Origin of the sequence: Sphingobium sp. B2 (assembly GCF_007693735.1) — a bacterium.
Lineage (GTDB): Bacteria > Pseudomonadota > Alphaproteobacteria > Sphingomonadales > Sphingomonadaceae > Sphingobium > Sphingobium xenophagum.
The window spans coordinates 55402-80853 of sequence record NZ_VDBZ01000006.1 but is presented as its reverse complement, the minus strand read 5'-3'; the positions used below and the strand labels follow the sequence as shown (position 1 = coordinate 80853).

Here is a 25452-nt window from a genome sequence, read left to right as displayed (position 1 = left end):
CAGTCGCATGAAGCTCGGCTACGCGCGCGTTTCCACCGAGGATCAGAACTTGGAAATCCAGCGCGGTCGGCTCTCGGAGGCGGGCTGTGAAATGATGTTCGAAGAGAAAATATCGGGGGCCGCTCGTGGCCGGCCCGAGCTTGAAAAGCTGATGGGTCACCTGCGCAAAGACGATGTTCTCGTCGTCGCCCGCCTCGATCGTTTGGCGCGATCCACCATCGAACTCCTGCACATCGCGGAACGCATCAAGGAAAAGCAGGCAGGATTACAATCGCTTGATGAACCTTGGGCCGATACCACGTCCCCGTCTGGCGTGATGATCATGACCGTATTCGCTGGGATCGCCCAGTTCGAGCGGACTCTCATATTGAGCCGAACCGAGGAGGGGCGAAAGGCGGCGATGGCGCGCGGTGTGAGCTTCGGACGCCCAAAGAAAATGCGCCCAGATCAGGCGGAGCTCGCTCGCCAACTCGTTCTCGAGGGTAAGTCCATTAGCGCCGTCGCAAGGACCTTCAACGTTCACCCGGCCACCATCTATCGCTGTATCGAGCCAAACAGTGCCTTATGACACTTTCCTGTTCCGCTCAGCCGCACGACCCGTCGATTGGGGGTCACACCTCCGCCGGAAGGGCTTTCCGCGAAAATCGAGAAAATCACCGATCTGGAATCCAAACTAGTGGGGAGGGTTGACGCCGCATGAGTCTGATTATCGACTGCCATGGTCATTATACCGTGCTGCCCAAGGGGCACGATGCCTGGCGAGAGGAGCAGAAGGCGGCTTTCAAAGCGGGCGTGCCTGCGCCGGCCTATCCGGAGATTTCCGACGATGAAATCCGTGACACCATCGAATCCAACCAGCTTCGCCTGATCAAAGAGCGTGGCGCCGACCTCACGATCTTCTCTCCCCGGGCGTCTGCGATGGCCCCGCATGTCGGTGATGCCGGTGTCGCGAAGGAATGGGCGATCCGCTGCAACGACCTGATCTCGCGCGTGGTCGGCCTTTATCCGGAAACTTTCGTTGGCGTGTGCATGCTGCCGCAATCGCCCGCAGCCGACATGGTGAACAGCATCGCGGAACTGGAACGCTGCGTCGATATGGGATTTATCGGGTGCAATCTGAACCCCGACCCGGGCGGCGGCCATTTCCAGCATCCGCCGCTGACAGACCGTTACTGGTATCCCTTTTACGAGAAGATGGTGGAGCTGGACGTTCCGGCGATGATCCACGTGTCGGGCAGCTGCAATCCCGCGATGCATGCCACGGGCGGATACTACATCGCGGCCGACACGATCGCCTTCATGCAGTTGCTCGAGGGAGATCTGTTCAAGGATTTCCCCACCTTGCGCTTCATCATCCCGCATGGCGGCGGTGCCGTCCCCTATCATTGGGGGCGTTACCGGGGCCTGGCCGACATGCTGAAGAAGCCGGCCCTCGATGCGCATCTGATGAACAACATCTTCTTCGACACCTGCGTCTATCACCAGCCAGGCGTCGACCTGTTGGCCGATGTGATCGACAACAAGAATATCCTGTTCGGTTCGGAAATGGTCGGTGCGGTGCGCGGCATCGATCCTACCACCGGCCATTATTTCGACGATACCAAGCGTTATGTGGACGCGCTCGTGATCAGCGACGCGGAGCGTCATGCGATCTTCGAAGGGAACGCCCGCCGGGTTTTTCCGCGGCTCGATTCCCGATTGAAGGAGAGAGGGCTGTGAGCTTCGTTTCGAAAGCCTTCGTTTCGACTGCTTCCGGTGACAAATATGTCCAGCAGCTCATCAAGCATTGGAGCCACCGGTTCGAGACGTCCTATGCCGATGGAGAAGGCCTAGTCCCCTTTTCTGACGTGGCTTCAGCGAGCTTTACCAGCGATCCGGAGGGTATCCGTATCGTCCTGCGCACATCAGGCGCGGAAGAGGCTGAAACCCTGCGGGGGGTAATCGAGAGCCATCTCGACAGGTTCGCCTTTCGGGAAGCCCCTTTGTCTTATACCTGGGAGGATGGGCGGTGACTGGTCGAACAAGGGATATTCACGCCTATTTGGCCGAGTTCGACGATATCCCCGGCACGCGGGTCTATACGGCAAAACGTGCCCGGCAGGGCTATTGGATGAACCAGTTCGCGATGAGCCTGATGAAAGCCGAAAACCGTGAGCGCTGGAAAGCCGATGAGCGTGCCTATATCGATGAATGGCCGATGACCGAGGATCAGAAGCAGGCCGTTCTGGATCGGGACTATAATCGCTGCCTCGATCTCGGCGGCAATATCTATTTTCTGGCCAAGGTCTTCTCGACGGATGGGCTCAGCTTCCTACAGGCCGTCGGCACGATGACCGGCATGAGCCCCCAGGACTATCAGGCGATGATGATTGCCGGCGGCCGCTCGCCTGAAGGCGTCCGCTCGATTCGGGAGAAAAGGTGATGGCCCGCATTTCCGCCGGCGTCGCGACAAGCCATATTCCCGCGATCGGCGCCACGATCGACAACGGCAAGACGGGCGAGCCTTATTGGGCGCCGGTATTTGCCGGCTATGACTGGTCGAAGCAATGGATCGCCGAAGAAAAGCCCGACGTAGTCATCATTGTCTACAATGACCATGCGTCGGCTTTCGACATGCGGATAATCCCCACTTTCGCGATCGGCTGCGCCGATCGCTACGGTATTTGTGATGAAGGCTGGGGACCGCGGCCGGTGCCGGAGGTGATCGGGCATGCAGACCTTGCTTGGCACATTGCGCAAAGCCTGATCCTGGACGAGTTCGACATGACCATCATCAACGAGATGGACGTCGACCACGGCTTGACCGTTCCGCTCAGTCTCATGTTCGGTCAGCCCGAGGCCTGGCCGGTAAAGGTCATTCCGATTGCCGTGAATGTGGTCACATATCCGCCGCCATCGGGCAACCGGTGCTGGCAATTGGGCGAGGCGATCGCGCGGGCAGTGGCGAGCTTCCCCGAAGATCTCAACGTGCAGGTCTGGGGTACGGGTGGTATGAGCCACCAGTTGCAGGGGCCTCGAGCGGGCCTGATCAATGCGGAATGGGACAACCGCTTCCTCGATTTGATGAGCACAAATGACGGGGAGACGCTTCGTACCATTCCCCATATCGAATATCTGCGCGAGACGGGCTCCGAAGGCATCGAAATGGTGATGTGGCTCATCATGCGCGGGGCGCTGGGCCGCATGGTCAAGCCATTGCATCGGCACTATCACGTCCCGGCGTCCAATACCGCGGTCGGACATCTCATATTGAGGCCGGCTGAGAGTTCGTCATCGGAGGTCTAGTGGACTTCGAAGACCTCAAGGCCAGAGTGATCGAACTGCGTGAGACGCAACAATCGATCGCCTCGGTTGTCCAGGACCAACCGCCTGACTGGCGGAAGGAAGTGGTTCGTTTGAGGCTCGAATTGTCGCGCAAGCTGGGCTTTGTCAGCAATTCTACGAATGACTGGCAAGCGCACGCGAGTGCTTCGGCTGCCTGGTCGCGGTTTCGCAAAAACCTGTCGGTCTTGCGCGCCGCGCTGGCTGAGCATCAAGCTCGCTGGCCGGCGGTGGCGCTAGACGAGAGAGCGACTGATTTTCAGGCGTCTACTCGACGCATACGCAAGGCCTTTGATGACCTCGAGCAGGGGCTCGCTGAACTGCAACTGGCTGCTTCGCGAAGCAACCCAACATAAGGAAATGTCACATATGCGGATTGCACTGGCTGGTGCGGGCGCCTTTGGCGAGAAGCACCTGGATGGCCTCAAGAACATCGATGGCGTGACCGTCACTTCGCTGGTCGGCCGCGAGCTGGAGCCGACCCGGGCGATAGCCGAGAAATACGGTGTCGGCCACGTCACTACAGAACTCGATGAAACGCTTGCCCGCGACGACGTCGATGCGGTCATTCTATGCACGCCTACGCAGATGCACGCTAAGCAAGCTATTGCCTGCATGGAGGCAGGCAAGCATGTCGAGGTAGAGATTCCGCTGGCGGACAGCTGGGCAGACGCGCAAGCGGTCCTGGCCAAGCAGAAGGAAACGGGTCTGGTCTGCATGGTGGGCCACACCCGTCGGTTCAATCCGTCGCACCAATATGTGCACAACAAGATCCGGGCCGGAGAACTGAACGTCCAGCAGATGGACGTCCAGACCTATTTTTTTCGCCGCAAGAACATCAACGCGAAGGGTGAGCCGCGTAGCTGGACGGACCATCTGCTGTGGCATCATGCCGCGCATACGGTGGACCTTTTCGCCTATCAGGCCGGAAAGATCGTCGAGGCACATGCGCTGCAGGGGCCAATCCATGCGGAACTTGGGATCGCGATGGATATGTCGATCCAATTGAAGAGCGAAACCGGCGCTATCTGCACCCTTTCGCTGTCGTTCAATAATGACGGACCGCTCGGCACTTATTTCCGGTATATCTGCGATAACGGCACCTACATCGCGCGCTACGACGACCTGGTGAACGGCAAGGAGGAGCCGATCGACGTTTCCCAGGTGGATGTGTCGATGAACGGCATCGAGTTACAGGATCGTGAGTTCGTCGCGGCCATCCGCGAGGGTCGCGAGCCCAATTCCTCAGTCGCCGGCGTATTCGATTGCTATCGCGTGCTTGGCGAACTGGAAGCGCAGCTTGTCCGCTGATCCCTTCGCGCTACCACAGGCAGGAAGAGCATAGTATGACCGCGACCCTTCCAAAGCGCGCTTTAGGCCCGTTTTCCGTGTCAGCAATTGGTCTTGGCTGCATGAACCTTTCGCATGGGTATCAGCCGCGTCCCGAGGCTGAAGCAGCTGAACGGCTACTGTTACATGCGTTGGATAGAGGCGTCACGTTCTTCGATACGGCTGCTCTCTACGGGTTCGGAGCAAATGAGACGCTGATCGGGCGTGCCTTGGGACATCGCCGCAAGGATTTCGTCCTTGCCAGCAAATGCGCGCTTGGCGAGATCAATGGAAAACGCGGTCTCGACGGTTCGGCGGCGGCGATCACGCAGACATTGGATGAAGCATTGATACGATTGAGGACCGATGTCATCGACCTCTACTATCTTCACCGCCTCGATCCGAAGGTACCGATGGAAGAGTCGGTCGGCGCCCTGTCGCGGGCAGTGGAGGCAGGAAAAATTCGCACGATCGGTTTGTCGGAAGTATCGGCAGAAACGATCCGCGCGGTACATGCGATCCATCCGGTGACAGCTGTCCAGACCGAATATTCGCCCTGGACGCGCAATGTGGAACTTGCCGTACTCGATTGCTGCGAGGAGCTCGGGATTGGCTTTATCGCCTTCTCGCCTCTGGCTCGCGGCTTGTTGGCGGGAAGTGTGGGTACGGCAGGTTTCCAGCAAGGCGACCTGAGAGCCGCGATGCCGCGGTTCCAGGAACCTCATTTGACGCGGAACCTCGGGCTTTATGATCAGATGGCTGGGTTGGCCCGGGCTGCAGATTGCACTCCGGCGCAGCTCTGCCTCGCCTGGCTGCTTTCAAAGCGCGACTTCGTCGTTCCGATCCCCGGGACCACGAACATTGATCATCTCGATGAAATTCTGGATACCCTGTCGTTGACCATCTCCGAGGTCGTGTTTGACCAAGTGGACGCCCTTTTCGCTTTTGGCGCCGTTTCGGGACCTCGTTATTCAAAGGAAGCCCAATCGCAAATTGGTACCGAGATTTGGGAGGGTGAGCCGCTTGCCAGCTAGACTGTTCAGGTGAAACGGGTCGTTCGGGACCGGCGACGCAGGGTCGCGGCCGCAGTTCGCCGGCCGGCCGGTGCCCCGCCCGGTCCGAGGAAGGCTCAGCTTCGGCGCGTCGAAATTCTGGAAGCGGCGAGGCGATTGTTTGTTGAGCGAGGCTATGACGCGACGACGATGGATGACGTTTGCGTTGAAACTGGCCTCGCTAAGGGCACACTTTACCATTATTTTTCAAGTAAGACCGAATTGCGTGCGGCACTTCGGGACAACTTCTGCAACATGATATTGAACCGTGTCAAAAGCAGGATCAGTCTTTGCGAATCCGACGATTTTTTCACGCGGATCGATCTTCTGGTCGAGACGGCGGTGGAAAGTTATCTGGACACGCCCGAGTTGCGGGATGTGATCTTCTTCAGTGGGGATACGCCGCTCAGATCCGTGGCCGTGAACGACGGGCTTGTGGGCTATATCAGCGATCTGCTTTCACAAGGAACGCTGGAGGGCGCATGGTGTGTGGATGATCCCCACGCGCTATCAACGCTGATCTATTATAGCATCCATGCGATCGCAGACGATGCCTTGATGAGCGGTGCGCGACGCCCTCGAAGCGCGGTGCGTGTCTCGAAACTGGTCGCTATCACGCCGGACTAACGCTTCTCATCTGGTTTCGCGCAATCAAGATTCCGCGAGTATCGTCGGGCGTTTACATGCATCAGCTATCAGAATGGATGGCTTCTCATCAAATGAGAGTGTCCATACCGCGAAGGCATCCATCGGCCGGATTTGTTAGGGAATGCCAAACTGGATTTCAGGGAAATAGCAAACGTGAATCTTAGCCTTGCGGAGCCAAAACTGCTCCGGGCGCAAGCTTTTGTCGATGGCGCATGGATCGACGGCGAAGCGCGAATCGACGTCTTGAATCCGGCAGACAGCTCCTTGGTCGGCTCGGTCCCGGATCTCGGGTATCGCGAGGCCGAAGGTGCCGTCGACGCGGCCTATCGTGCCTTGACCGATTGGCGAAAAGCTACAGGCAAGCAGCGGGCCGCGATTTTGCGGCGCTGGTATGATCTGGTGCTCGTCCATACGGATGATCTGGCGCGCCTTCTGACGGCCGAGCAAGGCAAACCGTTGCACGAGGCCAAGGCCGAGGTGGTGTATGCGGCATCGTTCATCGAATGGTTCGCGGAGGAGGCGAAGCGTGTGAACGGAGATGTCTTAGCACCTCATGCGGCCGACCACCGTCTCCTGGTGCGACGCGAACCCGTGGGTGTGGTAGGCGCTGTAACACCCTGGAATTTTCCGCTCGCCATGATCACCCGAAAGGCAGCGCCAGCTCTGGCTGCCGGCTGTACCATGGTGCTGAAGCCGTCGGAATTGACGCCGCTTTCAGCGCTCGCTTTGGCGTGGCTGGCCGACCAGGCCGGAGTGCCGGCGGGAGTTTTCAATATCGTGACCGGTCAGCCCGCGCCGATCGGCGATGTGCTGACGGCTGACAAGCGCGTTCGCAAGTTCACCTTCACTGGTTCGACAGGCGTTGGCAAGATGCTCGCCGCCCGTTGTATGAGCACCGTGAAGAAGGTTTCCCTCGAATTGGGTGGAAACGCGCCGTTCATTGTCTTTGATGATGCGAAACTCGACGATGCGGTTGAAGGCGCAATAGCATCAAAGTTCCGGAATTCAGGTCAGACCTGCGTCTGCACAAATCGCATTCTGGTCCAATCCGGCGTTTATGAAGCCTTTTCCCGGCAGCTGGCGGCACGTGTTCGCGCGCTTGCCGTCGGGCCGGGTCTTTCGACCGGCGCGGATCAGGGGCCATTGATCGATGAACGTGCCGTTGCAAAGGTCGAAAGCCATATCGAAGACGGCGTCAAACATGGTGCCAGGATATTGACCGGAGGGCGACGAGTGCCCGGGGCAGGCCATTTCTTCGAGCCGACCGTTCTCGTAGATGTTTCGCCGGATGCTCTCCTATGTCGGGAGGAAACCTTTGGCCCCCTTGCCGGCCTCGTCCGTTTCCAGACAGAGGATGAGGCGATCAATTTGGCGAATGCCACGGACAGCGGCTTGGCGGCTTATGTATACACGCAATCCCTTGAGCGCAGTTGGAAGGTGAGTGAGGCTCTTGAATATGGGATGGTTGGGCTCAACACCGGCCTGATTTCGACGGAGGTCGCGCCTTTCGGTGGGGTGAAGGAATCCGGTCTCGGGCGGGAAGGATCACGATATGGGATCGATGAGTATCTCAATTTGAAATTCGTCTGTCATCAGATCGGTTAGGACGCATCCGATTCCAAGCGTTTCTTTAGAACTGGATTGTCAAAGAGAAACGGCAAAAAACGAACGCGCTGGCTGTTGATGACAGGCCGTTACTACGGTAGCTGAATCGACCGCGCGATTAAGCTCGTGCGACAGTCGAACAACGTAGTGCGTACGAGCTTATCATGGCGAAGAAGACCGACATTATCAACGAATATGAAGCAGCGGCTGTCGCCTTACGCCACCTATATAGCGTCTGTTCGGCAATCCCGATCTGACGACAGGCCTCGTCGGTGGTCCCGCCTCGCCCGACAATCACATCAACCTCACGCAGCTTCGCGATGATCTGTTCCGGCGTAAATCGCTGACGTCCCATATATTTCTCCATTCCTTTCGCCCGCTCGGGCTCTCTTCAGAAATGGACCAATTTTCTCAAGGCAGACCAATTTTATGAAAATCAATCGACCAGCCGCGCAAAAAGTAACGGCCATACTGCGTCGGCGAACAAAAGATCATGGAGGCGCTCAACCGCCAGTGACGTTCATATGGCGTTCGACAGCCGGCTGTGATCGCGCAATGTCGAACTCGTGGCGGAGTGGCTTGGCGGTCATTACGGCATCCAGCGCCGCGTCGATCGCATCCCGGCCACCAACACGCATCGCATCGCGCAGTTCGATGCGCTGGTCGCGGCCGAGACAACCAAAAATGGTGCCAGTAGCCGATATGCGGATGCGGTTGCAGCCGGCGCAGAAATTGTCGGTGAGGGGCGTAATGAAGCCTATCCGCCGACTGGTTTCGGCAACGTCATAATAGCGCGCCGGTCCGCCGGTTCGGTGGAGCGACGGAATCAGGACATATTCGCGCGCCAGCCGACGTTTCACGAGGTCGAGGGGCAGATAATGATTGGTCCGGTCTTCTTCCACCGCACCCAACGGCATCGTCTCGATCAGCGAGAGATCGAATCCCCGTTCGCCGCACCAGCCAACCATTGTTCCGATTTCATCTTCGTTGAGCGCCTTGAGCGCAACCATGTTGATCTTCACGGCGAGGCCCGCGTCTTGCGCGGCGGCGATCCCGGCCAACACCTGGTCCAGGTCGCCGCGCCGGGTGATCGCCCGGAAGCGCTCGTGGTCGAGGCTGTCGAGGCTGATGTTGAGTCTGCGAATGCCATATCGATGGAGGTCGCGCGCGACTGTGGCGAGCTGGGTAGCGTTGGTTGTCATCGTCAGCTCATCAAGGCCGTTGCCGATGTGTTGGCCGATCGCCTCCACCAACCCGACGATGCCGCGACGGACCAGAGGCTCGCCACCGGTCAGGCGGATGCGTCGCACACCTCGCGCGATCAGGGCATCGGCCAGTTCCGCCAGTTCCTCCAGGGTGAGGAGGTCCTGGCGCGGCAGGAACTCCATGCGCTCGGCCATGCAATAACGGCAGCGCAGGTCGCACCGATCGGTGACGGACAGGCGGACATAAGTGATCGTTCGGCCGAAACGGTCGGTCAGGCTGCGCCAAGGCTTCCCTCTATCGGGAGTTGGAGTGGCCGTGAGGCCTTCCCGTTCAGCCATGGCGCACACGTCCCTCCCTGTTCATGGCCTGTTGCCCCTGATCCAGGGATGATGTGGAGGAGTCATCCTTCGTCAGCAGGCTTCGCAGGCAGCCTATCAAATTCGGCAGCGAGATTGGCTGATATGCGCTCGAGGACCGATCGACAGATTTCAACTTCGCGCGGCTCGATGCCAGCAACAGCGACCTTGTTGATGTCGATCGCGTATTGCATCAGCTCCTTTTCGAGCGCACGGCCATGATCTGTAAGAGTAATCCGCAATTTTCGACGATCATCCTTGTCCTTGGCGCGTTGCACCAGCCCTTGCCGAAGCATGGCGTTTATCATGGCGACCGTCGTATTTTCGGTGACGTTAGTCATGTCGCTCAGATATTTTTGGGTCACCCCGTCCCTGAGCCATAGGACACGAAGATAGTACCAGAAACCGGTTTTGAGTTCGTGCTTGGCCAAATAGGCACTCAAGAGCCGATCGAACCGTCGGTGGCAGCGCCGAACCTGATAGCCCAAACTCAGTTCCGGATCGAGTTTGGGGGCGTGCTTCGACATCTGTTCACTCCTGACGGGTTCAACCGATCCTCCACTCGCACAGACGCCGCACGAACGCATCGCAAAACCGTACCCGGCACCCGAAACCCATATTCCTATGATGGTCCTCGGGATATTAAACGTGTCCCGAGGACCATCATGTGAGCAGTAGACTGGCCTCGTGCAGGATGGTTTCTTAGATGCGGAACTCGGCGAAAGTCTCGGGCGCGAACATCTCTTCTATGGTGAGCTGGCGGGGCGACAGGCCCTGCTCGTGATGGTAACGCGTGAATGTCTCGATGACGTGGCGGTTCTTTTCGATGCCATAGGGCCACCATTCCCTGCCCATCGTAGCAATAGTGTCCTCCACTGCGGCGATCTGCCATGGCAACATCGTTTTCAGCGATGCCGACACCAACAATTGTTCATAGCTCAACCGCTGGGCTTCTACGAATGCCTTGTAAAGCGCCTGAGCAATCCATCGATTCTTCTCATACACGTCTCGCCGGATGGCCACGACATGCATGATCGGGAAGATTCCTGTCTTCGCGAAATAGGCTTTTTCAACGTCCACAAAATTGGGGAAGAGGCGCCGAACCTTGCCCGGCTCCGAATAGAAGGTCGACGGCGCCCGCGCAGTATGCAGCGCATCGATCTCTCCATCCGCCAGCATGCGCTTCAAGGTCTGGGTGGGTCCGATCGGCTCGACCTTGAACTTGTCGGGTAGATTGAGCTTCAGCTTCTCCTCGCGCCCCGGCTCCTCTTCACCACCCGTGACGTAGGTGACCGACGCAGGATCAATGCCATACTCGTCCTGCAGGATGCCGCGGATCCAGACCGGAGCCGTCATCTGATATTCAGGCACGCCGATCCGCTTGCCGACGAGATCCTCGGGCTTTTCGATGCCGCTTTTGGCGGAGACGAAAATGCAGGAGTGGCGGAAGAAGCGCGAAGGAAAGACGGGAATGGCGATGAAGCCAGGATTCTCGCGGCCCAGGGTCACGCAATAGGACGACATCGACAGTTCAGCGACATCGAATTCTCGATTGCGCAGCATGCGGAAGAAGGTTTCCTCGACATCCAGAACCTGAAAGTTGAGGTCGATGCCGTCGGGCCGGACCGCGCCCGTCTGGAGGGCTTCGGTGCGGTCATAGCCCCAACAGGCGAGGGAAAGGCTCAGTCTGGTCATTGTCACGGTTTCTCCGATAGAGTGTCGAGAAGTTGGTTGGGCGCTACGTCCGTATTGCGTCGGCTCGATTCGAGGAGCGCGACGCAACAGGCCATGGTATCAAGTCCCCAGCGCCCGTCATGGATCGGGCGGCGAATGCCTAGCCCGTATAATTCATCGCGTTGTTGATCGGGCGTCAGGATTTCGGTTTTTGGTTGGAGGCAGGCGCGGTGCATCACTCCCGGGGATGAGCCGAAGGTCGGGTATGTTGAGGCTTGCGGGTTGAAGGGACGGGTTTGGTTTTTGGGGCCAGGCCCGTTGTTCAGGTAACGAGGCGAGGGATACGATCGAGGGCGACCCGGACGATCTGCTGGTTGGGACAGGCGGTGGGCCATTGGACGCGGATCAAGGTCTTCATTTCGACGACACGGGCAGCGATCTTGATGAGGTGCAGGCGCAAGGTATCGAACTGGACAGTGCGCCATATTGAGCGTTTCGGCATGGCGGTGCGCAGACCCCACATAAGCCAGTAGGCACCGGCATGAAGGAACAGCCGCAACTGGTTGGCCGTGGCCTTTGTGCAGGATGTACGGTCTGCGGCGAGATGGGTTTTCCACGACTTGATGTGATTTTCCGCCTGCCCCCGCCGGCAATAGACCTGCTCGTAGAGCCAGCGGGGCGAGCCCTTTTTGAGATTGGTGACGACGAAGCGGGTGTCGGCCCCCTGATCGCCGACTTCGACGCGGGCGATGATCCGCTCGACGCGGCTCCAGCTTTTAGCGCCGTCGTGGAATGCCTTGAAGCGGCGCACCTTGCCATCGTCGGTTGCGGCCTCGAAGCGCGCTTTGGTGCTGGTTTCGAGATCGGTGACATGGCGGCGCAATGTCGAGGTCGGCGCGACGCCCAGGATGAAGTCGTGTCCGCCCGCCCGGCACCAGTCGATGACCTCGGGACAGCAATAATGACTGTCGCCGCGCAGCATGATCTGCGTTCTTGGCCAGTTGGCGCGGATTGCACGCATCAGGCGGCGCAGGAAAGCCCTGATTTCCTTGCCGCCGGGTCGTTTGGCCGGGCGTAGCACGGCAGTGATGAAGCGGCCCTCGCCATCGAACACGACGATGGGTTGGAAGCCATATTCGTCATGATGGGCATTGAATAATCGCAACTGCTGGCCGCCATGCACGGCATCGAATGTGTCATCAATGTCGAGGACAATACGCTTGGGCACGGTGCGGAAGGAATCGCAATACAGATCAACCATCGCCCGGCCCATGCCCAGCAACGCACGCGTATCAGGCAGGTTCTCCAGTCGCGAGATCGTCGGCTGCGAACATAGCGCGCGATCCGAAGGTGCCAGATCAAGGGCCAGCTTGAACATCGGGTCGACGCGCAGACTGGAGGCGTCATTGCCATCCTCGTAACCCGCCGCAATCATCATCAGCCGGAAGCGGATAATGTCGGTAAGGCTGTGGGTGATCAGATCCGGCGCGCGGGGATCTTTGATGCAGGCCGCCATGCGATCCGCAACGCCAAGGCGCTGCTCCACCTCGCGCAACAGCAAAATCCCGCCGTCTGACGATAGCAGACCGCCGTCAAATCTGACGTCCAACCGCTTGCCCGAAACAGGTGACAGACCAGGTAGCGGCAGCGTAGGATCGTCCATGGCGGGTGTAGCTTTCTTGAAATGACGTTGATCGGATTAGACAACCAAATCATACGTTAAATCAGATGCTTACGCTACATCCGCCAACCCCCGATGAATTATACGGGCTAGGCAACCGCCGACAAACTCGTCGATGACTTCCTTGCGCGGCAGGGCCTGTCTCTTATACACATCTAGATGTGTATAAGAGACAGGGCTAGGCAACCGCCGACAAACTCGTCGATGACTTCCTTGCGCGGCAGGGCAGGGGGCTCGATCGGCTGGAAATCGCGTTCGGTGTCCCCATAAATTGAGAGCCCCTTGGGCGACAGTTTCAGGTCCGCGCGGTCGCAGCTGACGATGATGAAACCGAAATGCTCATGATGCGGCGCTGGCGTGTCGGCAGCGACAGCCGGGACGCCGTATGTGCGCTTCAGTTTGGCTTCGATTTCATCCTGCGATGATAGCGTCGCAAGCCTCTTACGCGCCTCGCCGTAGCGATCCGGGTCCTTGTCATAGCCAAGCTCCGCTATCCACCCCACCAGTTCGTCGCTGTCATAATGCGCATATCCGCTATAGGTCAGCGACGCTGCAGCACCGGCTTCAAATGTCACCAGCGCCGTATAGGCGCCTTCGCTCGGGCGGCTGCTATCCCAGTTGGCGGCGACGGCGCGAACAGATGAAACGGGCTGCCCGACAAGGCGGCGCACGACATCGATCTGGTGCGCCGCTTGGCTGTAGACGACGCCGCCGCCACGGGCGCTATCCAGTTCTTCCGGACGCCTGGGCCGGAACATGAAATCGGTGAAGTTGAGCGCCGTGACCATCCGCACGGCACCGAACCTGCCTGAGGCAACCAATTGCGCGGCAGCCTGTACGGGTGCATCGAAGCCGTGGCTGGGTCCGACCACGAGCACCTTGCCGGCATCGGCGGCGGCGCGCTCTATACGCGCGCAATCTGCAAGCGTTGTCGCCATCGGCTTTTCGACCAGCACATGCTTTCCAGCCCGCAGAGCGGCGATGGCCTGCTCGGCATGCAACTCATGCGGGGTGGCTATATAAACCGCATCGATAACCGGCGAATACAAGAGCGCGTCGAGCGTATCGAACGCCGGCGCGCCGAATTCGTCCGCGAAGCGTTCCCGAGCTTCGCGGCGCAGGTCGAAAGCCCCGGCAAGCGCTACGCGAGAATCGGCCTTCAGCGCGGGCAGAGTGAGCATGAAACCCCGGCCGAGCCCAATGATTCCTAGTCGCAACGCATTTGCCATTCTTTGCCTGCCGCTCCCTTCAACCCGAAAATCAGGCTTGAAAAAGCCATTACTACGATATAGAAGTAATTTCAAGGGCGCATCCTGAGGGTGATTCGTCTTCGTGCCAAGCCAAAATGAGGAGGGTAGCTAATGACTCCGGAACAAAATGATCTGCTTTGCCGTGTGGAGGGCGAGGCCCCAATGGGGAAGCTGATGCGGCAGCACTGGTTGCCCGCCTGCATGATCGAGGACGTCGCCGAGCCAGACGGCACGCCGTTGCGTGTTCGCTTGCTGGGTGAGAACATGGTCGTGTTCCGCAATACGGAGGGGCGCATCGGTGCGCTCGACGAGCTGTGCCCGCACCGGCGCGCTTCCCTTGCCTTCGGTCGCAACGAGGAATGCGGCCTGCGTTGCCTTTATCATGGCTGGAAATTCGATGTGGACGGCAATGCCGTCGACATGTCTTCCGAGCCGGTCGATGCAAAGCTACGCGGCACGATGAAGACCAAGGCATATCCGGTGGTAGAATCTGCTGGTTTCGTCTGGGTGTGGATGGGTGACCCGGAAAATGTCATCCCTTTCAGCCCGCCGAACTGGTCGGCCGCGCCGGCTGAGAAGATCAGCATCGTGAAAATGCATGGCGGCTGCAACTGGGCGCAGGTTCTCGAAGGGTCGATCGATTCGGCGCACAGTTCGAGCCTGCATTCATCGAACATGCCGACGGCCACCGAAGTAAGCGGCTCGACGGCTACGGACACCGCGTGGCTTCGCCCGTCGGCCGACAAGGCGCCCAAGATTGAAGTGCAGAAAACGCCGTTCGGCTTTCGTTATGCTGCTATCCGCAAGCCGATCATCGATGCGGACAAGCAGGACTATGTACGCATGACTCTGTTCCAGGCTCCGTTCACGGTGCACATCCCGTCCAACGACCAATATCATCTGTCACAGATGCTGGTTCCGATCGACGATGTGAACACCATGTTCTATTGGATCGCCTGGCATCCGACGAAGGGCATCAGTCAGGATGCCTGGCGCAAGTTCTGCGGGGCGGAGATTGGCAAGGACGTCGAGCCCGTTACCTTCAAAAAGCGGCGCAACGCCGAAAACAACTATCTGCAGGACCGGGCCCTGATGAAAGCCGGCGACTTTACCGGCATCTACGGCATTCCCTGTCAGGACATGGCGATGTGGGAATCGATGGGGCCGATCGCCGACCGCAGCGAGGATCTGCTCGGCTCGAGCGACAAGGCGATCTTCACCTTCCGCACCCAGATGTATCGCGCCGCCCAGGCTGTTCAGAAAGGCGAGCCGGCACTGGGTGCTGTAGAACCGCGCGTGCCACTGGCGAAGCTCATGTCGTTCGAGGGCATGGTCCCCAAGGGCGATGACTGGCGGCTGATCAACGTCTCCGAGGAGGAGAGGCGCTTGACCGGCGTCTTCGCCGACAAGGAAGAAGTTGAAGATCTGGCGGACGCGGTTTCCTGATGCGTGAGTCGGATTTGATCGCGGGCCTGGATCAGCAACAACTCGACAACTTCGTCGATTATGTTCTGAGTGAGGATCTGGGGAGCGGAGACGTCACGAGCCGTGTGTCAGTCCCCGCCAGCGCGCGCTTTTCCGCCGTTCTGGCTGCCCGGCAACCGATAGTGGTTGCCGGGCTCCAGCTGGCAGCCGCGTTTTTCGGTAAGCTCGACCCCGAGGTCGCTATCGAATTCCTGGTGCAGGATGGGGACAATGTTGCCGCTGGGCAGCCCCTCATGCGAATTGCGGGAAGCGCGCAGCTCATGCTCGCGGCCGAGAGGTCCGCTCTCAATACGCTCCAGCACCTGACCGGCATCGCGACGGTGACGCGATCTTATGCCGAAGCGATCGCCGGTACGGATTGCGTCCTTCTCGATACGCGCAAGACAATTCCCGGTCTTCGGGCGATCGAGAAATATGCCGCCAAGGTGGGCGGGGCGCGGAATCATCGCATGCGTCTGGATGACGGTATCCTGATCAAGGACAACCACATCGCCGCCGCTGGCAGCATTGTCGAAGCGGTCAAGGCTGCGAAAGCCGCCAATACCGGGCTGGAAGTCCAGGTCGAGGTTGACGGGATCGAACAAATCGAGCCTGCGCTGATGGCGGGGGCGGATCGTCTGCTTTGCGACAACATGTCTCCTGCCAAGCTCAAAGAGGCCGTCGCCCTTGTCGGCGGCCGCGTCCCCATCGAAGCGTCAGGCGGCGTGCGGCTCGATACGATTAGGGAAATCGCGTCGACTGGCGTCGATTTTGTATCAGTCGGGCGCATCACCCAAAGTGCTCCCGCGGCCGATATCGGATTGGACTACGCGCTTTCCCCATGAGCCTTGCGCGCCAAGGCGGCGTGGAGGTTTTTCAGTCGATAGCAGACTGCCAAAAAGCATATTTGGAAATTAGAGGACTAATGGAGATTACCGTTACAACGCGCACTGGCGAGCGCGTGACCGTCACACCGAATGGCGCAACCACGTTACTGGAAGCGATCCGCGACGCAGGCATCGACGAGTTGCTTGCATTGTGCGGAGGGTGTTGCTCCTGCGCAACCTGCCATATCCAGGTCGATGAAGCGTTTCTCGATCGCTTGCCACCCATGAGTACGGATGAGGACGATCTTCTGGACTCGTCCGAGCACCGTTGCTCAAGATCTCGGTTATCCTGTCAGTTGACTATCTCTGATGCTCTGGACGGACTTTGCATCACGATTGCGCCGGAAGATTGAGGGCACTTGAGTTCGCAAAGAGAGCTCAATCAGGCTCTTGCCGTTAACCGACGGCGTGACAAGCAAAGCACGGCTTATGTAATCCTGTAAGGAAGCTATCTATCCCATGAGCGAGCGGTACGATGTTCTTATTGTTGGGGCCGGGCATGGGGGAGCTCAAGCCGCGCTCGCGCTGCGCCAGCATAAATATGCGGGAAGTGTGGCACTGCTGGGAGATGAGCCAGATCCGCCATATGAACGCCCGCCGCTCTCCAAGGAATATTTCTCAGGCGAAAAGAGCTTCGAAAGAATTCTCATTCGACCTCAGGCAATCTGGGCCGAGCGCGATATCGAGTTGCAGCTCCTGCGACGGGTTGTGGCCGTCGATCCGGCGGAGCAAAATGTTGTGCTCTCCGACGGAAGCCGCATTGGCTATGGCAAGCTGATCTGGGCAACTGGCGGTGCGCCTCGTCGCTTGAGCTGTTCGGGAAGCGATCTCATGGGTGTCCACAACGTCCGCACTCGTGCTGACGCTGACCGCATGCTGGCCGAGACGCCGAAAGTGCAGAATGTCGTGGTGATCGGTGGCGGGTATATCGGCCTCGAGGCGGCTGCGGTACTCGCCAAGCTCGGCAAGCAAGTGACGGTGCTGGAAGCGATGGATCGTGTGCTGGCAAGGGTCGCTGGTGAACCGCTTTCTCGTTTTTATGAGGCTGAACATCGGGCGCATGGCGTTGAGATCCATTTGAACGCCAAAATGGATTGCCTGATTGGACATGATGGATGGGTAACGGGTGTCCGGATGTCTGACGGCTCGGTCTTACCCGCAGACATGGTTGTCGTCGGCATCGGGATCGTTCCGGCCGTAGAGCCATTGATCGCGGCGGGTGCGGCAAGCGGGAACGGGGTAGAAGTCGATGAATTCTGTCAGACTTCGTTGCCGAACATTTACGCGATCGGCGATTGCGCGATCCATGCCAACCCCTTTGCTGGCGGTCAGCGGATCCGGTTGGAGTCAGTTCAGAACGCCAATGACCAGGCCATAACGGCCGCCAGGCATATTGCTGGTGACGCCGCGCCGTACCACGCCGTTCCCTGGTTCTGGTCGAACCAATATGATCTCAAGCTCCAGACTATCGGGCTTAGCTTGGGATACGATGAAGTCGTCGTGCGGGGCCAGAGCGCAGCGCGCAGCTTCACGCTCGTATATCTTAGCAAGGGTAAGGTGCTGGCCCTTGACTGCGTCAACTCTGTGAAGGACTATGTTCAGGGTAAGGCACTCGTTATCACGCAGGCCACTCCTGATAAATCTGTACTTGCAAACCCTGAGATTCCTATCAAGTCACTTTTGGTGAGTTGATAGAACTGTTGTTATAATAACAATTCTGATAAATTTCTGAGTATATACAAAATTAACTGAAACTTTCTCTTTACACATGTGAAGGTTTTTCTTGTATTTTCTAGAATCAGTTTGGCAGTACATAGACATAGTTGATATGTATTTTTGATTTCGGGTGGCCGGAATTGCATGTTTTGCGACGAAAAGGCAGGTCGTGCCTGCCCGTACTGATTTGCCGCTTACGATGGATAGCATCATGCACGCCTCCGTCCTTATCATCCTGCATGAGGGTCATAAGATGCTCCAGGTCCACGCAAGCGAGGCGGCTTCCTGGAAGGCACTCCTGGGTTTTGTAGAGCAGCAATGGCAGGCCCGCTTCGGTTCGCTTTTGCCACCTCTGGACGAAACGAAGCGGATTGAGGCGTTTTTCAAGGATGAGGGGGATTACCTGATCGGCAAGGTGGACGTATCGGAAATCCGGCAACAAATCGAAGACCAAGACAGCAACGTTCCCGATGCCGGGGAGCAGGTCCGTATTTGAGTGCCTCATATTGGGCGACAGCATCGGGCTGGGGACCGCACGCGCCATCAACGCGAAATATGCCCCCCAGTGCGATGTGCTAGCGGCCGAGCGTGTGCATGCACATCAGATACTTGGATGGCGTTTCCCAACGAAGAAGTACGGCGCATGCGTCTTTTCGGTCGGATCCAACGACGATGCAAGGTCTGATCTCGCCGCCAGGCTGACGAGTATCCGTATCCGGACCATCTGCCATCGGGTCATTTGGCTTCTTCCTTACAGTCGTCAACATGCCTACATTGTGAACTCGGTCGCTGCGACCTATGCTGATGAGACGATCGATCTGCTGCGCTTTCCGACGCGGGATCGGATACACCCGACGCGCTACGACCTCGTAGCGCGGGTACTACTGCGGTCGGACCCGGACTGACGCGCACGCATCTTCTGCATCGCGTTGCAACGCCGACCTTTGGCATCTGTGCATCTCAGATGAGGCAAGTTCCAATTTTGCGGTACCTGATACTCCGATTAGCCTTTGTGCACGATTATCGGCTATACAGGTTGCTGAGATGCGATATCTGACGGCGATCGAACTGGCGAACTGGATGGCGCTTTATGTCGCTGCCGGTTCGTGCTGCGTGATCGCCATGGCGCTCTCCTGCGCGACGACAATGGTGGAAGTGGTTCGCGAGCGCGGCTGGTCCAGCGTCAATTCCCTTCGGTCCGCCATCCTGTTTGTCCCGAAAATATGGTGGCGCTGGCAAAAGCTGTACCTGACTTCCATGCCTGTGACGCTCGGCATCGTCATTCTCTTCGCCACATCGATGCGCTGGAGCTAGGCGCCCGCCGCGCGACGGACGATAGCGCCGATGCGGCCCGTTTCCACATCCGCCGGTGATACACACACGAGTGGACCAATTTGCGCCATGCGCGGATGAGTGACAGCTTTTGCGGCTAGATACGTCTCATCAGTTGATCCCATGGCTTCCACGATGATCGACCTGATCTCGCCGGTTTCGCGAGAGCGCAGTTCCAGGATGAAGTCAGGCCGGCAGGCGCCGATCGGCGTAAGTGTGTCGAAAACCGGTTTCTCAATGGTGAGGTCGATTCCGATGCGATCGAACGTCCATTGGAGTTTGATCAATTCGCGGAGCACTGCGCGTTCAAATTCGGAATCTACCGGAACGAAGCGTTTCCCTGAGAAAATAGGCTGGGCGTAGGCACGGAGCGGCGCATACCCATGGGCTTCAGGATATTCCCCAGCAACGACGATCGTCAGGTAAGGCCCCTTGATCTGGTTTCCACGGATCGACGGCGATTGGACGCGATTGGCGAGGACAACCGGATCGCTTCCCGGCACATATATGGTGGAGCCGCGGACATCCTGAGCAAATAGGGCCAGGAACGCCTGCGGAGCATGGCCGCGGGGCCAGCCTCGGGCAAGTTCACGCAGACGCGCGTACATGCGTCGGCTGTGTAGCGCCTGAGCATGCGTCCAGAACGCGCGACCCAGTTCAATGCCTGGCGCGATTTCGACTTTTCCGGCCGCAACGGAGAGCACGCGGAATTCGGTTTTGATGGAACGCTCGGCCGTATCGAACGATGGAGGCAGGCAACGATTCAAGCCGGAAAGAGCAAGAAGCCGCCAAAGCAACCGCGCCAGGCGCGGGATCGATGCCTGACGGGTACGATCATCGGTGCTGTCCTCCTCGGGACGTTGGGCAAGCTTCTCGGGCGCGGGGCGCAGAACCTCGAAATAGCCGGCGGGCGGTTCCGCAGGGCTTTCCTGTGTCCACACTTCGGTGATGCGGTTTGTTGCCTGTTCGCGGAAAAACGGGCAATCGGGTTGATGCTCGGGCCGATCAGTGCTCGTAAGACGCCGCAGGTAGTAGGTTTCAGCTTCCGAGAGGAAGGCGGGAGTCAGGATGGGCGGCGGTTCACCTGGCGGCAAGCAGTCACAGGCGATCCACTTTTCGCCGATGCGCGCTTGCTGGACGAGCATGATCCCCGCTTCTTCATCGGCCCGGGCACCTTGGCCGATGTACCAGCGAACCAGGGCATTCCGAACGGCCTCTGGAAGAGGAATTCGGCCCTTTCCGCAGCCATTGCTGTATCGCGCGATCAGCCACATTTCGCTCTCGCAAGAGCTGTGCGGCCGGCCGTCAGAGTGTCTCGGGGCGGATTGACAAGATGGACTCGGCTGGCGTCCATTTTCCTCGGTTCAAGAATGGGGAGGTCGTCATGCGTGCTTTTTTCTTGGGTGTCGCCACCGTCGGCCTGATCTGTTCCGTCGAAGCGCCCGCCGTCTCGAGGCCTGAACACGCGGTCCGAAGCGTCCAGCTCATCGCGATGGGCGCCCCGGTGAAGCAAGACGTCGCGGCGCCGGCTGCGCCAGTTCGGGATCTGCCAGATGCGACACTGTTGCCGCCGGTTGGGGACTTTCGGGTGCATGACCTCAGTCGGCAATGGGTGGAATTCCAGATGGCGAACAATTTCATGGACACAAATCCCCGGTCGGCGCCTGCCGATGCCGAAGATCCGTTCGCCCATGTGGGCGTCGCGCAGTTGGGCGCGATGGCGGTCGAAGCACAGCTCCCGCCTGCATCCAGCGTGCCTGTCCCGCTCTGGATGCGAGGCGGCGCCATGTTCGCGTCGGCGGCTTATCATTATGTGCCTGGCTGCTCTTCGCCGGGTTACCGGCCGACCGGATTTCTGACGTCCGATGCCGAGATGCGCCGGGCTAGTTACTACGACATGATGAGCAACATCGCATGCCAATATGGCATTCCGGTTGGCCTGTTCGATGCCATGATCATCCGGGAAAGCCGGTATCGGCCCGACGCTTTCTCGCGCAAGAACGCATTCGGGCTCACACAGTTGATGCCCGACACGGCAGTTGCACTGGGCGTCAACCGTTACAGCATCAATGAGAACCTGCGCGGGGGCGCGAAATATCTGCGCCAGCAGCTCGACCGTTTCGGCCACTATCATCTCGCGCTCGCCGCCTACAATGCAGGACCGGGGCGGATTCGGAATGGCCTGGTCCCGCAGATCCCTGAAACGCAAGCCTATGTGGACAATGTTCTGCTCAACTGGTCGCGATTGAGCGGGATCGGGCGCCAGGCGACAATCATTTCGACGACAGCCGGCCCTAACACGCAGCTGCGCCCAACAATCGGAAGGAAGGCGTCCGTCTCGACATTCTAGCCGCATGGTTTGCTGATCCATGTCCACGAACAGTTCGGCTAGAGGTCGAAATCGTCGCCATGGGTGAGGCGATTTCTGCGCTCATGAATAGCTTGGACCTCCTCGGTCACCTTCTTGATCAATGCGTTTTGGAGCGACGGGCTCCAGGCCAGCCTGATCTCGGTTCCATCGAAGCCACCCAATTCCTCGAGCACATCAATCATTCGCTCAGGCGCGCGCACGCATATGTCGCAGAGCATGAAGACAGCCGTCGAATAACATTTCTGATAATATTCATCGAGACCTTTGAAGGTTTTCAGGCACACATATGCGTGCACTAGATTCATGCCGAGCGCGTGCAATATTGTTTCAAATTCAGGAAGCGTCATGGTGACGCGTTTTTCGGGCTTGCTGTGCAGCAAAACGCCCAGCCTCGATTTGCTGATACCGGTCAGGTGGGCGAGTTTGCGTTGAGTTGCTTTCTTGCAAGCCATCGCCCGCAGGATCAGAGGCACATAGTCCCTCTGCAGCTCGTCGCCTTGGGCGAGCTCCACAACTTACGCCCCTAACTTGGCAAGAGATGTCATATCGATCCCCCAATGCCGTTCGGATGGGGAAGACAATCATAGCAGAAAAGCCAATGCAAGCGTGGTTTCGACCAGATTTGTCCGAACCGAAAGGCTAACGCATTGGTGACCGCGCTTGTTAGTGCCGGGACCCCTTGAATGGGCCGGTCTCGCGAGGTTGATCGAACTCGTCCAACTGGAGCTTGGAAATCACGCGAGCTGCCCGCTGCTCGACTATATAGTTGAATAAAAGGGCAGAAAGAGCGTCCCCAACAGAAATGTTGGTTTCGAGTCTTGTTTCGAGCAATTCTTTTATTCTCTCAAGATTTTTGGCACTCGTCTCCGTAATCTCTAAATGGATCTGAATGCTTCCGCCTGTAGGGACAGCCACCAGATGGCGCTTTAGGTTCTCCGCATCCTCATCATCTATCTTTTCTATTCCTGGAACGCGGCTGTTCACGAGATTTTCGAGCGTCTGATAGCACTTAGTACTATTAGAATGAAGGCGAAGGCTCTCAGTCGTGAGATGAAAGAAGCGTTCGGAGATATCCAGTGTAAAGTCTCGTGAGTCAGCGCCCATAGTGCCCACGTCCTGAACTGCCCTCATCCATTAGAGCCCGATCGATGGTCGGTTGCCTTGCCGGGATTATGAACAGGCAATGGTTAATATCTGACGAGTCTTGCGCCGCGAATCTACCGCGAATGAAGCCTGTCCGCAATTGCAGGGCATAACGCCCCGTCAACCCGGCCAATTTGCCCCATATGACGGGGCAGGATGCCCTGATCACCGGGACACGGTGCCCCATTTTCATCACCGACATCGAACATGATCGAAAATTTTCCCGATTCGGGAGGGGGCTGATCCCATACGTCGTTGCGGTGCGGCGATGTGATTGGCCAGCTTTGTTTGGGCGCGGTTCCGTCGCGTCTCCAATCGAAGGAAATCCACATGCAGTCTGTCCTCCAAAAGAGCGGACACGCGGAGCTGGCGATCCTCGCCCTCGCCGTACTCCTGTTCGCTTTTCTCTTCTTCGCCGGTCCCGCCTTCGCCGGCGCCGACACGACGTTCAACACCGCGCTCACTAAGTTCACCGACTTCCTCGAGGGATCCGGCGGCAAGATCATCACGGTGCTCAGCCTCGCCGGCGGCGTGGTCGCCCTCGCTTCGGGTCGCTTCTCGATGGGGCAGATCGCGATCCCGGTCGGCGTCGGCGTCGGTGCCGGAACCGGCGTGCCGATCGTCACGTCCACCGTGACCGCGACGATCTGAACCGATCCCAGGCCTGTGCGGAGTAGCAGCTCCGCCCAGGTCCAGGAGGGGGTGGTGCAATGGCCGCAGACAAGTACGTCATTCCAACTCATCTCGACGATCCCGAGCTGATCGGGCTGTGGACGCTGGATGAGTTCCTGGCGATGGTTATCCCATTCGTCTGGGGGATCCTGTCTCAGCACATCCTTATCGGCATGCTTCTTTCGGGGGCGGGCTGGTGGGGTCTCAGAAAAGCTAAGGCAGGCCGGGCGACGTCCTGGCTGCTTCACCTGGCCTATTGGCATCTTCCGGCCGGCTTCACCGGCCTGAGAGCCACGCCACCCTCATATCTTCGACTGATGGCGGGGTGATATGGAACTTTCCTACAGCCATACGAACAGCCAGCGGATCCTGCGCCAGCGCAACATTCTGGCCGTCGCCGCGGTGGCGCTCGCCGTGATCACCCTGCTGCTCTGCACGGTCAGCCTGTCGCGCGACCGCGAGGTGGTGCTGCAACCAGTGCTGCGTTCTCCGCTGACGGTCAGCTCTGCCGGCGTCAGCCGCGAATATCTGGAGATGATCACGCGCGACACGGTCGTGCTGACGCTCGATCGCAGCCCGCAGAACCTCGAATACTGGATGAATGCGGTGCTCGACATTGCGAGCCCGCGCACGCAGGGCAAGATCAAGGCCGACCTGCTCAAGATCGTCAGCGAGCAGCGCGGCTCCTCGATCTCGCAGTTCTTCACCATCCAGAAGATGGAGATCGACACCAGGAACCTCCGCTCGGAGGTGACCGGCGAACTGCACACGATCGTCGGCAACAAGGTCATCTCCAGCGAGAACCGCACCTTCCGCTACGACTGGGAATATTCCGGCCTGTCGCTGAAGCTGGTGGGCTTCGGGATGGTGAAGACCGGCTCCGCGAAAGACCAACAGGGGAGCTCATCATGATGCCGGTCTATGCTATCGGGAGTGCCGCGCTCGGCACTGCCTTCCTCTCGCGCGTGACTTGCCACGCGAGCCGCTTCATCGGCGCAAGCCTCGTCGCCCTGGCGGTCTTCCTCATCGCCGAGCCGGCCTTCGCCGATCAGACGATCATGGCGAGCGACAGCGCGCAGGTTGATTGCACCGCGTCGGCCAAGGATCTGACCCGCATCAGCCTCGTCGAGGACGAGTTCGCGAGCGTGTCGAAGATCTCGACCGGCAATCCGCAGGACGACTTCTCGGTCGTCAACGAGCCGGTCCGCGGTGACATCTACCTGTCTGTGCCAGACGGGTTTGGCCGACCCGCGCTTTCCTTCTTCGCGACCAGCAAGCGCGGCTACGTCTACAAGTTCGTGTGCCGGATCAGCGGGGACCAGGCCGCCCAGGTCTTTGTTTCGAACCCTGCGATCGCCAACGAAAAGGCGGCCGAGAATGGTCCCGCCAATCAGCTGGGACCCCAGGATGCCGCCGTCGAGCTTGTCCAGGCCATGTATTCGAATGCCGTCGCCGATGGCTACGAGATGCGCCAGCGCACCCTGCGCCCCGTCTATGTTGGCACTCTCAAGGTCCAGATGATCGCCGAATATCGGGGTTCCGAGCTGACCGGCCGGGTGCTTCGGATCGAGAACAAGGGTGACCAGAGCGTCGAGCTTACCACAAGCATGGTCGCTCCTTCGAGCGCGCTCGCCGTCTCGATCGCCGACACCAAGCTCGCACCGGGCAAGGTCACCACGGCCTACCTCGTCTCGCAAAATGGTCCGAGCCCCTTGGCTGGCCAAAATACTCCTACGGGAAGGTGA

Annotated in this window: 31 protein-coding genes and 1 pseudogene; 22 read left to right on the top strand and 10 right to left on the bottom strand. The window is 58.8% G+C overall.

What is annotated here, in order from left to right; all coding sequences use genetic code 11:
* The first annotated feature begins 7 nt into the window (after nucleotides 1–7).
* From FE851_RS23440 to FE851_RS23390, 10 genes are all read left to right on the top strand, one after another.
* On the top strand, nucleotides 8–568 hold the full coding sequence (locus tag FE851_RS23440) for a recombinase family protein (protein WP_011950653.1): 561 nt from the start codon (nucleotides 8–10) through the stop codon (nucleotides 566–568).
* A gap of 128 nt (nucleotides 569–696) precedes the next feature.
* A complete protein-coding gene (locus FE851_RS23430; RefSeq protein ID WP_017184807.1) occupies nucleotides 697–1719 on the top strand; it encodes an amidohydrolase family protein in 1023 nt (340 codons plus the stop codon).
* Complete coding sequence (locus FE851_RS23425) at nucleotides 1716–2012, top strand: DUF2218 domain-containing protein (RefSeq protein WP_017184806.1); 297 nt, start codon at nucleotides 1716–1718, stop codon at nucleotides 2010–2012. Before FE851_RS23430 ends, FE851_RS23425 begins: the two co-directional genes overlap by 4 nt.
* Nucleotides 2009–2422, top strand: a complete 414-nt coding sequence (gene ligA, locus FE851_RS23420; protein ID WP_026002706.1) for a protocatechuate 4,5-dioxygenase subunit alpha — start codon at nucleotides 2009–2011, stop codon at nucleotides 2420–2422. Before FE851_RS23425 ends, ligA begins: the two co-directional genes overlap by 4 nt.
* Nucleotides 2422–3285 carry a class III extradiol dioxygenase subunit beta gene (locus FE851_RS23415; RefSeq protein WP_017184804.1) on the top strand — a complete coding sequence of 288 codons (864 nt, stop codon included), beginning with the start codon at nucleotides 2422–2424 and terminating at the stop codon, nucleotides 3283–3285. The genes ligA and FE851_RS23415 overlap by 1 nt, the downstream gene beginning before the upstream one ends.
* Nucleotides 3285–3677, top strand: a complete 393-nt coding sequence (locus FE851_RS23410; protein ID WP_017184803.1) for a hypothetical protein — start codon at nucleotides 3285–3287, stop codon at nucleotides 3675–3677. Before FE851_RS23415 ends, FE851_RS23410 begins: the two co-directional genes overlap by 1 nt.
* Nucleotides 3678–3690: 13 nt before the next feature.
* Nucleotides 3691–4632 (top strand): Gfo/Idh/MocA family oxidoreductase, encoded by a 942-nt coding sequence (locus FE851_RS23405; protein WP_017184802.1) that lies wholly within the window; start codon nucleotides 3691–3693, stop codon nucleotides 4630–4632.
* A 35-nt stretch (nucleotides 4633–4667) separates the two neighbouring features.
* On the top strand, nucleotides 4668–5684 hold the full coding sequence (locus FE851_RS23400; RefSeq protein WP_026002705.1) for an aldo/keto reductase: 1017 nt from the start codon (nucleotides 4668–4670) through the stop codon (nucleotides 5682–5684).
* Nucleotides 5685–5693: 9 nt separating this feature from the next.
* Complete coding sequence (locus FE851_RS23395) at nucleotides 5694–6329, top strand: TetR/AcrR family transcriptional regulator (RefSeq protein ID WP_081095131.1); 636 nt, start codon at nucleotides 5694–5696, stop codon at nucleotides 6327–6329.
* 174 nt (nucleotides 6330–6503) lie between these two features.
* Entirely contained in the window at nucleotides 6504–7955 is a 1452-nt protein-coding gene (locus FE851_RS23390; RefSeq protein WP_017184799.1) for an NAD-dependent succinate-semialdehyde dehydrogenase, read from the top strand.
* A gap of 214 nt (nucleotides 7956–8169) precedes the next feature.
* On the opposite strand, the pseudogene FE851_RS27390 reads toward FE851_RS23390, so the two are convergent.
* From FE851_RS27390 to FE851_RS23355, 7 genes and pseudogenes are all read right to left on the bottom strand, one after another.
* Nucleotides 8170–8310, bottom strand: a pseudogene (locus FE851_RS27390) (transposase); the annotation flags it as partial.
* A 148-nt stretch (nucleotides 8311–8458) separates the two neighbouring features.
* Nucleotides 8459–9499 (bottom strand): GTP 3',8-cyclase MoaA, encoded by a 1041-nt coding sequence (moaA, locus tag FE851_RS23380; RefSeq protein ID WP_051034329.1) that lies wholly within the window; start codon nucleotides 9497–9499, stop codon nucleotides 8459–8461.
* A gap of 62 nt (nucleotides 9500–9561) precedes the next feature.
* A complete protein-coding gene (locus tag FE851_RS23375) occupies nucleotides 9562–10044 on the bottom strand; it encodes a MarR family winged helix-turn-helix transcriptional regulator (protein ID WP_017184796.1) in 483 nt (160 codons plus the stop codon).
* A 175-nt stretch (nucleotides 10045–10219) separates the two neighbouring features.
* On the bottom strand, nucleotides 10220–11212 hold the full coding sequence (locus FE851_RS23370) for a PhnD/SsuA/transferrin family substrate-binding protein (protein ID WP_017184795.1): 993 nt from the start codon (nucleotides 11210–11212) through the stop codon (nucleotides 10220–10222).
* 301 nt (nucleotides 11213–11513) lie between these two features.
* On the bottom strand, nucleotides 11514–12854 hold the full coding sequence (locus FE851_RS23360) for an IS1380 family transposase (RefSeq protein ID WP_043155119.1): 1341 nt from the start codon (nucleotides 12852–12854) through the stop codon (nucleotides 11514–11516).
* Between the two features lie 69 nt (nucleotides 12855–12923).
* Entirely contained in the window at nucleotides 12924–13058 is a 135-nt protein-coding gene (locus FE851_RS27055; protein ID WP_261371169.1) for a hypothetical protein, read from the bottom strand.
* The gene (locus FE851_RS23355; RefSeq protein WP_145206789.1) at nucleotides 13028–14101 is read right to left on the bottom strand and encodes a Gfo/Idh/MocA family protein; all 1074 of its coding nucleotides are present in this window, start codon (nucleotides 14099–14101) and stop codon (nucleotides 13028–13030) included. Before FE851_RS23355 ends, FE851_RS27055 begins: the two co-directional genes overlap by 31 nt.
* Before the next feature lie 132 nt (nucleotides 14102–14233).
* Here FE851_RS23355 and FE851_RS23350 point away from each other — a divergent pair, with 132 nt between their 5' ends.
* The 7 genes from FE851_RS23350 (at nucleotide 14234) to FE851_RS23320 (ending at nucleotide 19503) form a co-directional block, all read left to right on the top strand.
* Nucleotides 14234–15568, top strand: a complete 1335-nt coding sequence (locus FE851_RS23350; protein WP_017184793.1) for a Rieske 2Fe-2S domain-containing protein — start codon at nucleotides 14234–14236, stop codon at nucleotides 15566–15568.
* Complete coding sequence (gene nadC, locus FE851_RS23345; protein WP_017184792.1) at nucleotides 15568–16431, top strand: carboxylating nicotinate-nucleotide diphosphorylase; 864 nt, start codon at nucleotides 15568–15570, stop codon at nucleotides 16429–16431. Before FE851_RS23350 ends, nadC begins: the two co-directional genes overlap by 1 nt.
* An 80-nt stretch (nucleotides 16432–16511) precedes the next feature.
* Nucleotides 16512–16826, top strand: coding sequence for a 2Fe-2S iron-sulfur cluster-binding protein (locus FE851_RS23340; protein WP_037478039.1), 315 nt, complete (start codon nucleotides 16512–16514; stop codon nucleotides 16824–16826).
* Nucleotides 16827–16932: 106 nt separating this feature from the next.
* Nucleotides 16933–18165, top strand: a complete 1233-nt coding sequence (locus tag FE851_RS23335; protein ID WP_017184790.1) for an NAD(P)/FAD-dependent oxidoreductase — start codon at nucleotides 16933–16935, stop codon at nucleotides 18163–18165.
* A gap of 235 nt (nucleotides 18166–18400) precedes the next feature.
* Entirely contained in the window at nucleotides 18401–18685 is a 285-nt protein-coding gene (locus FE851_RS23330; protein ID WP_230461513.1) for a hypothetical protein, read from the top strand.
* Between the two features lie 10 nt (nucleotides 18686–18695).
* Complete coding sequence (locus FE851_RS23325) at nucleotides 18696–19094, top strand: hypothetical protein (RefSeq protein WP_225900034.1); 399 nt, start codon at nucleotides 18696–18698, stop codon at nucleotides 19092–19094.
* Nucleotides 19095–19233: 139 nt separating this feature from the next.
* Nucleotides 19234–19503, top strand: a complete 270-nt coding sequence (locus tag FE851_RS23320; RefSeq protein ID WP_017184787.1) for a hypothetical protein — start codon at nucleotides 19234–19236, stop codon at nucleotides 19501–19503.
* Here FE851_RS23320 and FE851_RS23315 read toward each other — a convergent pair.
* Nucleotides 19500–20795, bottom strand: a complete 1296-nt coding sequence (locus FE851_RS23315; protein ID WP_017184786.1) for a hypothetical protein — start codon at nucleotides 20793–20795, stop codon at nucleotides 19500–19502. The genes FE851_RS23320 and FE851_RS23315 overlap by 4 nt on opposite strands.
* Nucleotides 20796–20905: 110 nt before the next feature.
* Here FE851_RS23315 and FE851_RS23310 point away from each other — a divergent pair, with 110 nt between their 5' ends.
* Nucleotides 20906–21871 carry a lytic transglycosylase domain-containing protein gene (locus FE851_RS23310; RefSeq protein ID WP_037515329.1) on the top strand — a complete coding sequence of 322 codons (966 nt, stop codon included), beginning with the start codon at nucleotides 20906–20908 and terminating at the stop codon, nucleotides 21869–21871.
* A gap of 38 nt (nucleotides 21872–21909) precedes the next feature.
* On the opposite strand, the gene FE851_RS23305 is transcribed toward FE851_RS23310, so the two are convergent.
* Both FE851_RS23305 and FE851_RS23300 read right to left on the bottom strand, forming a co-directional pair.
* The gene (locus tag FE851_RS23305; RefSeq protein ID WP_017184784.1) at nucleotides 21910–22404 is read right to left on the bottom strand and encodes a hypothetical protein; all 495 of its coding nucleotides are present in this window, start codon (nucleotides 22402–22404) and stop codon (nucleotides 21910–21912) included.
* A gap of 151 nt (nucleotides 22405–22555) precedes the next feature.
* On the bottom strand, nucleotides 22556–22876 hold the full coding sequence (locus FE851_RS23300) for a hypothetical protein (protein ID WP_230461512.1): 321 nt from the start codon (nucleotides 22874–22876) through the stop codon (nucleotides 22556–22558).
* Between the two features lie 489 nt (nucleotides 22877–23365).
* Here FE851_RS23300 and FE851_RS23295 point away from each other — a divergent pair, with 489 nt between their 5' ends.
* The 4 genes from FE851_RS23295 to FE851_RS23280 are packed head-to-tail and all read left to right on the top strand — an operon-like array spanning nucleotide 23366 to nucleotide 25452.
* On the top strand, nucleotides 23366–23686 hold the full coding sequence (locus FE851_RS23295) for a TrbC/VirB2 family protein (RefSeq protein ID WP_017184782.1): 321 nt from the start codon (nucleotides 23366–23368) through the stop codon (nucleotides 23684–23686).
* Between the two features lie 59 nt (nucleotides 23687–23745).
* Nucleotides 23746–24036: a type IV conjugative transfer system protein TraL gene (gene traL, locus FE851_RS23290; protein WP_017184781.1), complete on the top strand. Its 291-nt coding sequence runs from the start codon at nucleotides 23746–23748 to the stop codon at nucleotides 24034–24036.
* 1 nt (nucleotide 24037) lies between these two features.
* The gene (locus FE851_RS23285) at nucleotides 24038–24619 is read left to right on the top strand and encodes a type IV conjugative transfer system protein TraE (RefSeq protein ID WP_017184780.1); all 582 of its coding nucleotides are present in this window, start codon (nucleotides 24038–24040) and stop codon (nucleotides 24617–24619) included.
* Complete coding sequence (locus FE851_RS23280; RefSeq protein WP_017184779.1) at nucleotides 24616–25452, top strand: type-F conjugative transfer system secretin TraK; 837 nt, start codon at nucleotides 24616–24618, stop codon at nucleotides 25450–25452. Before FE851_RS23285 ends, FE851_RS23280 begins: the two co-directional genes overlap by 4 nt.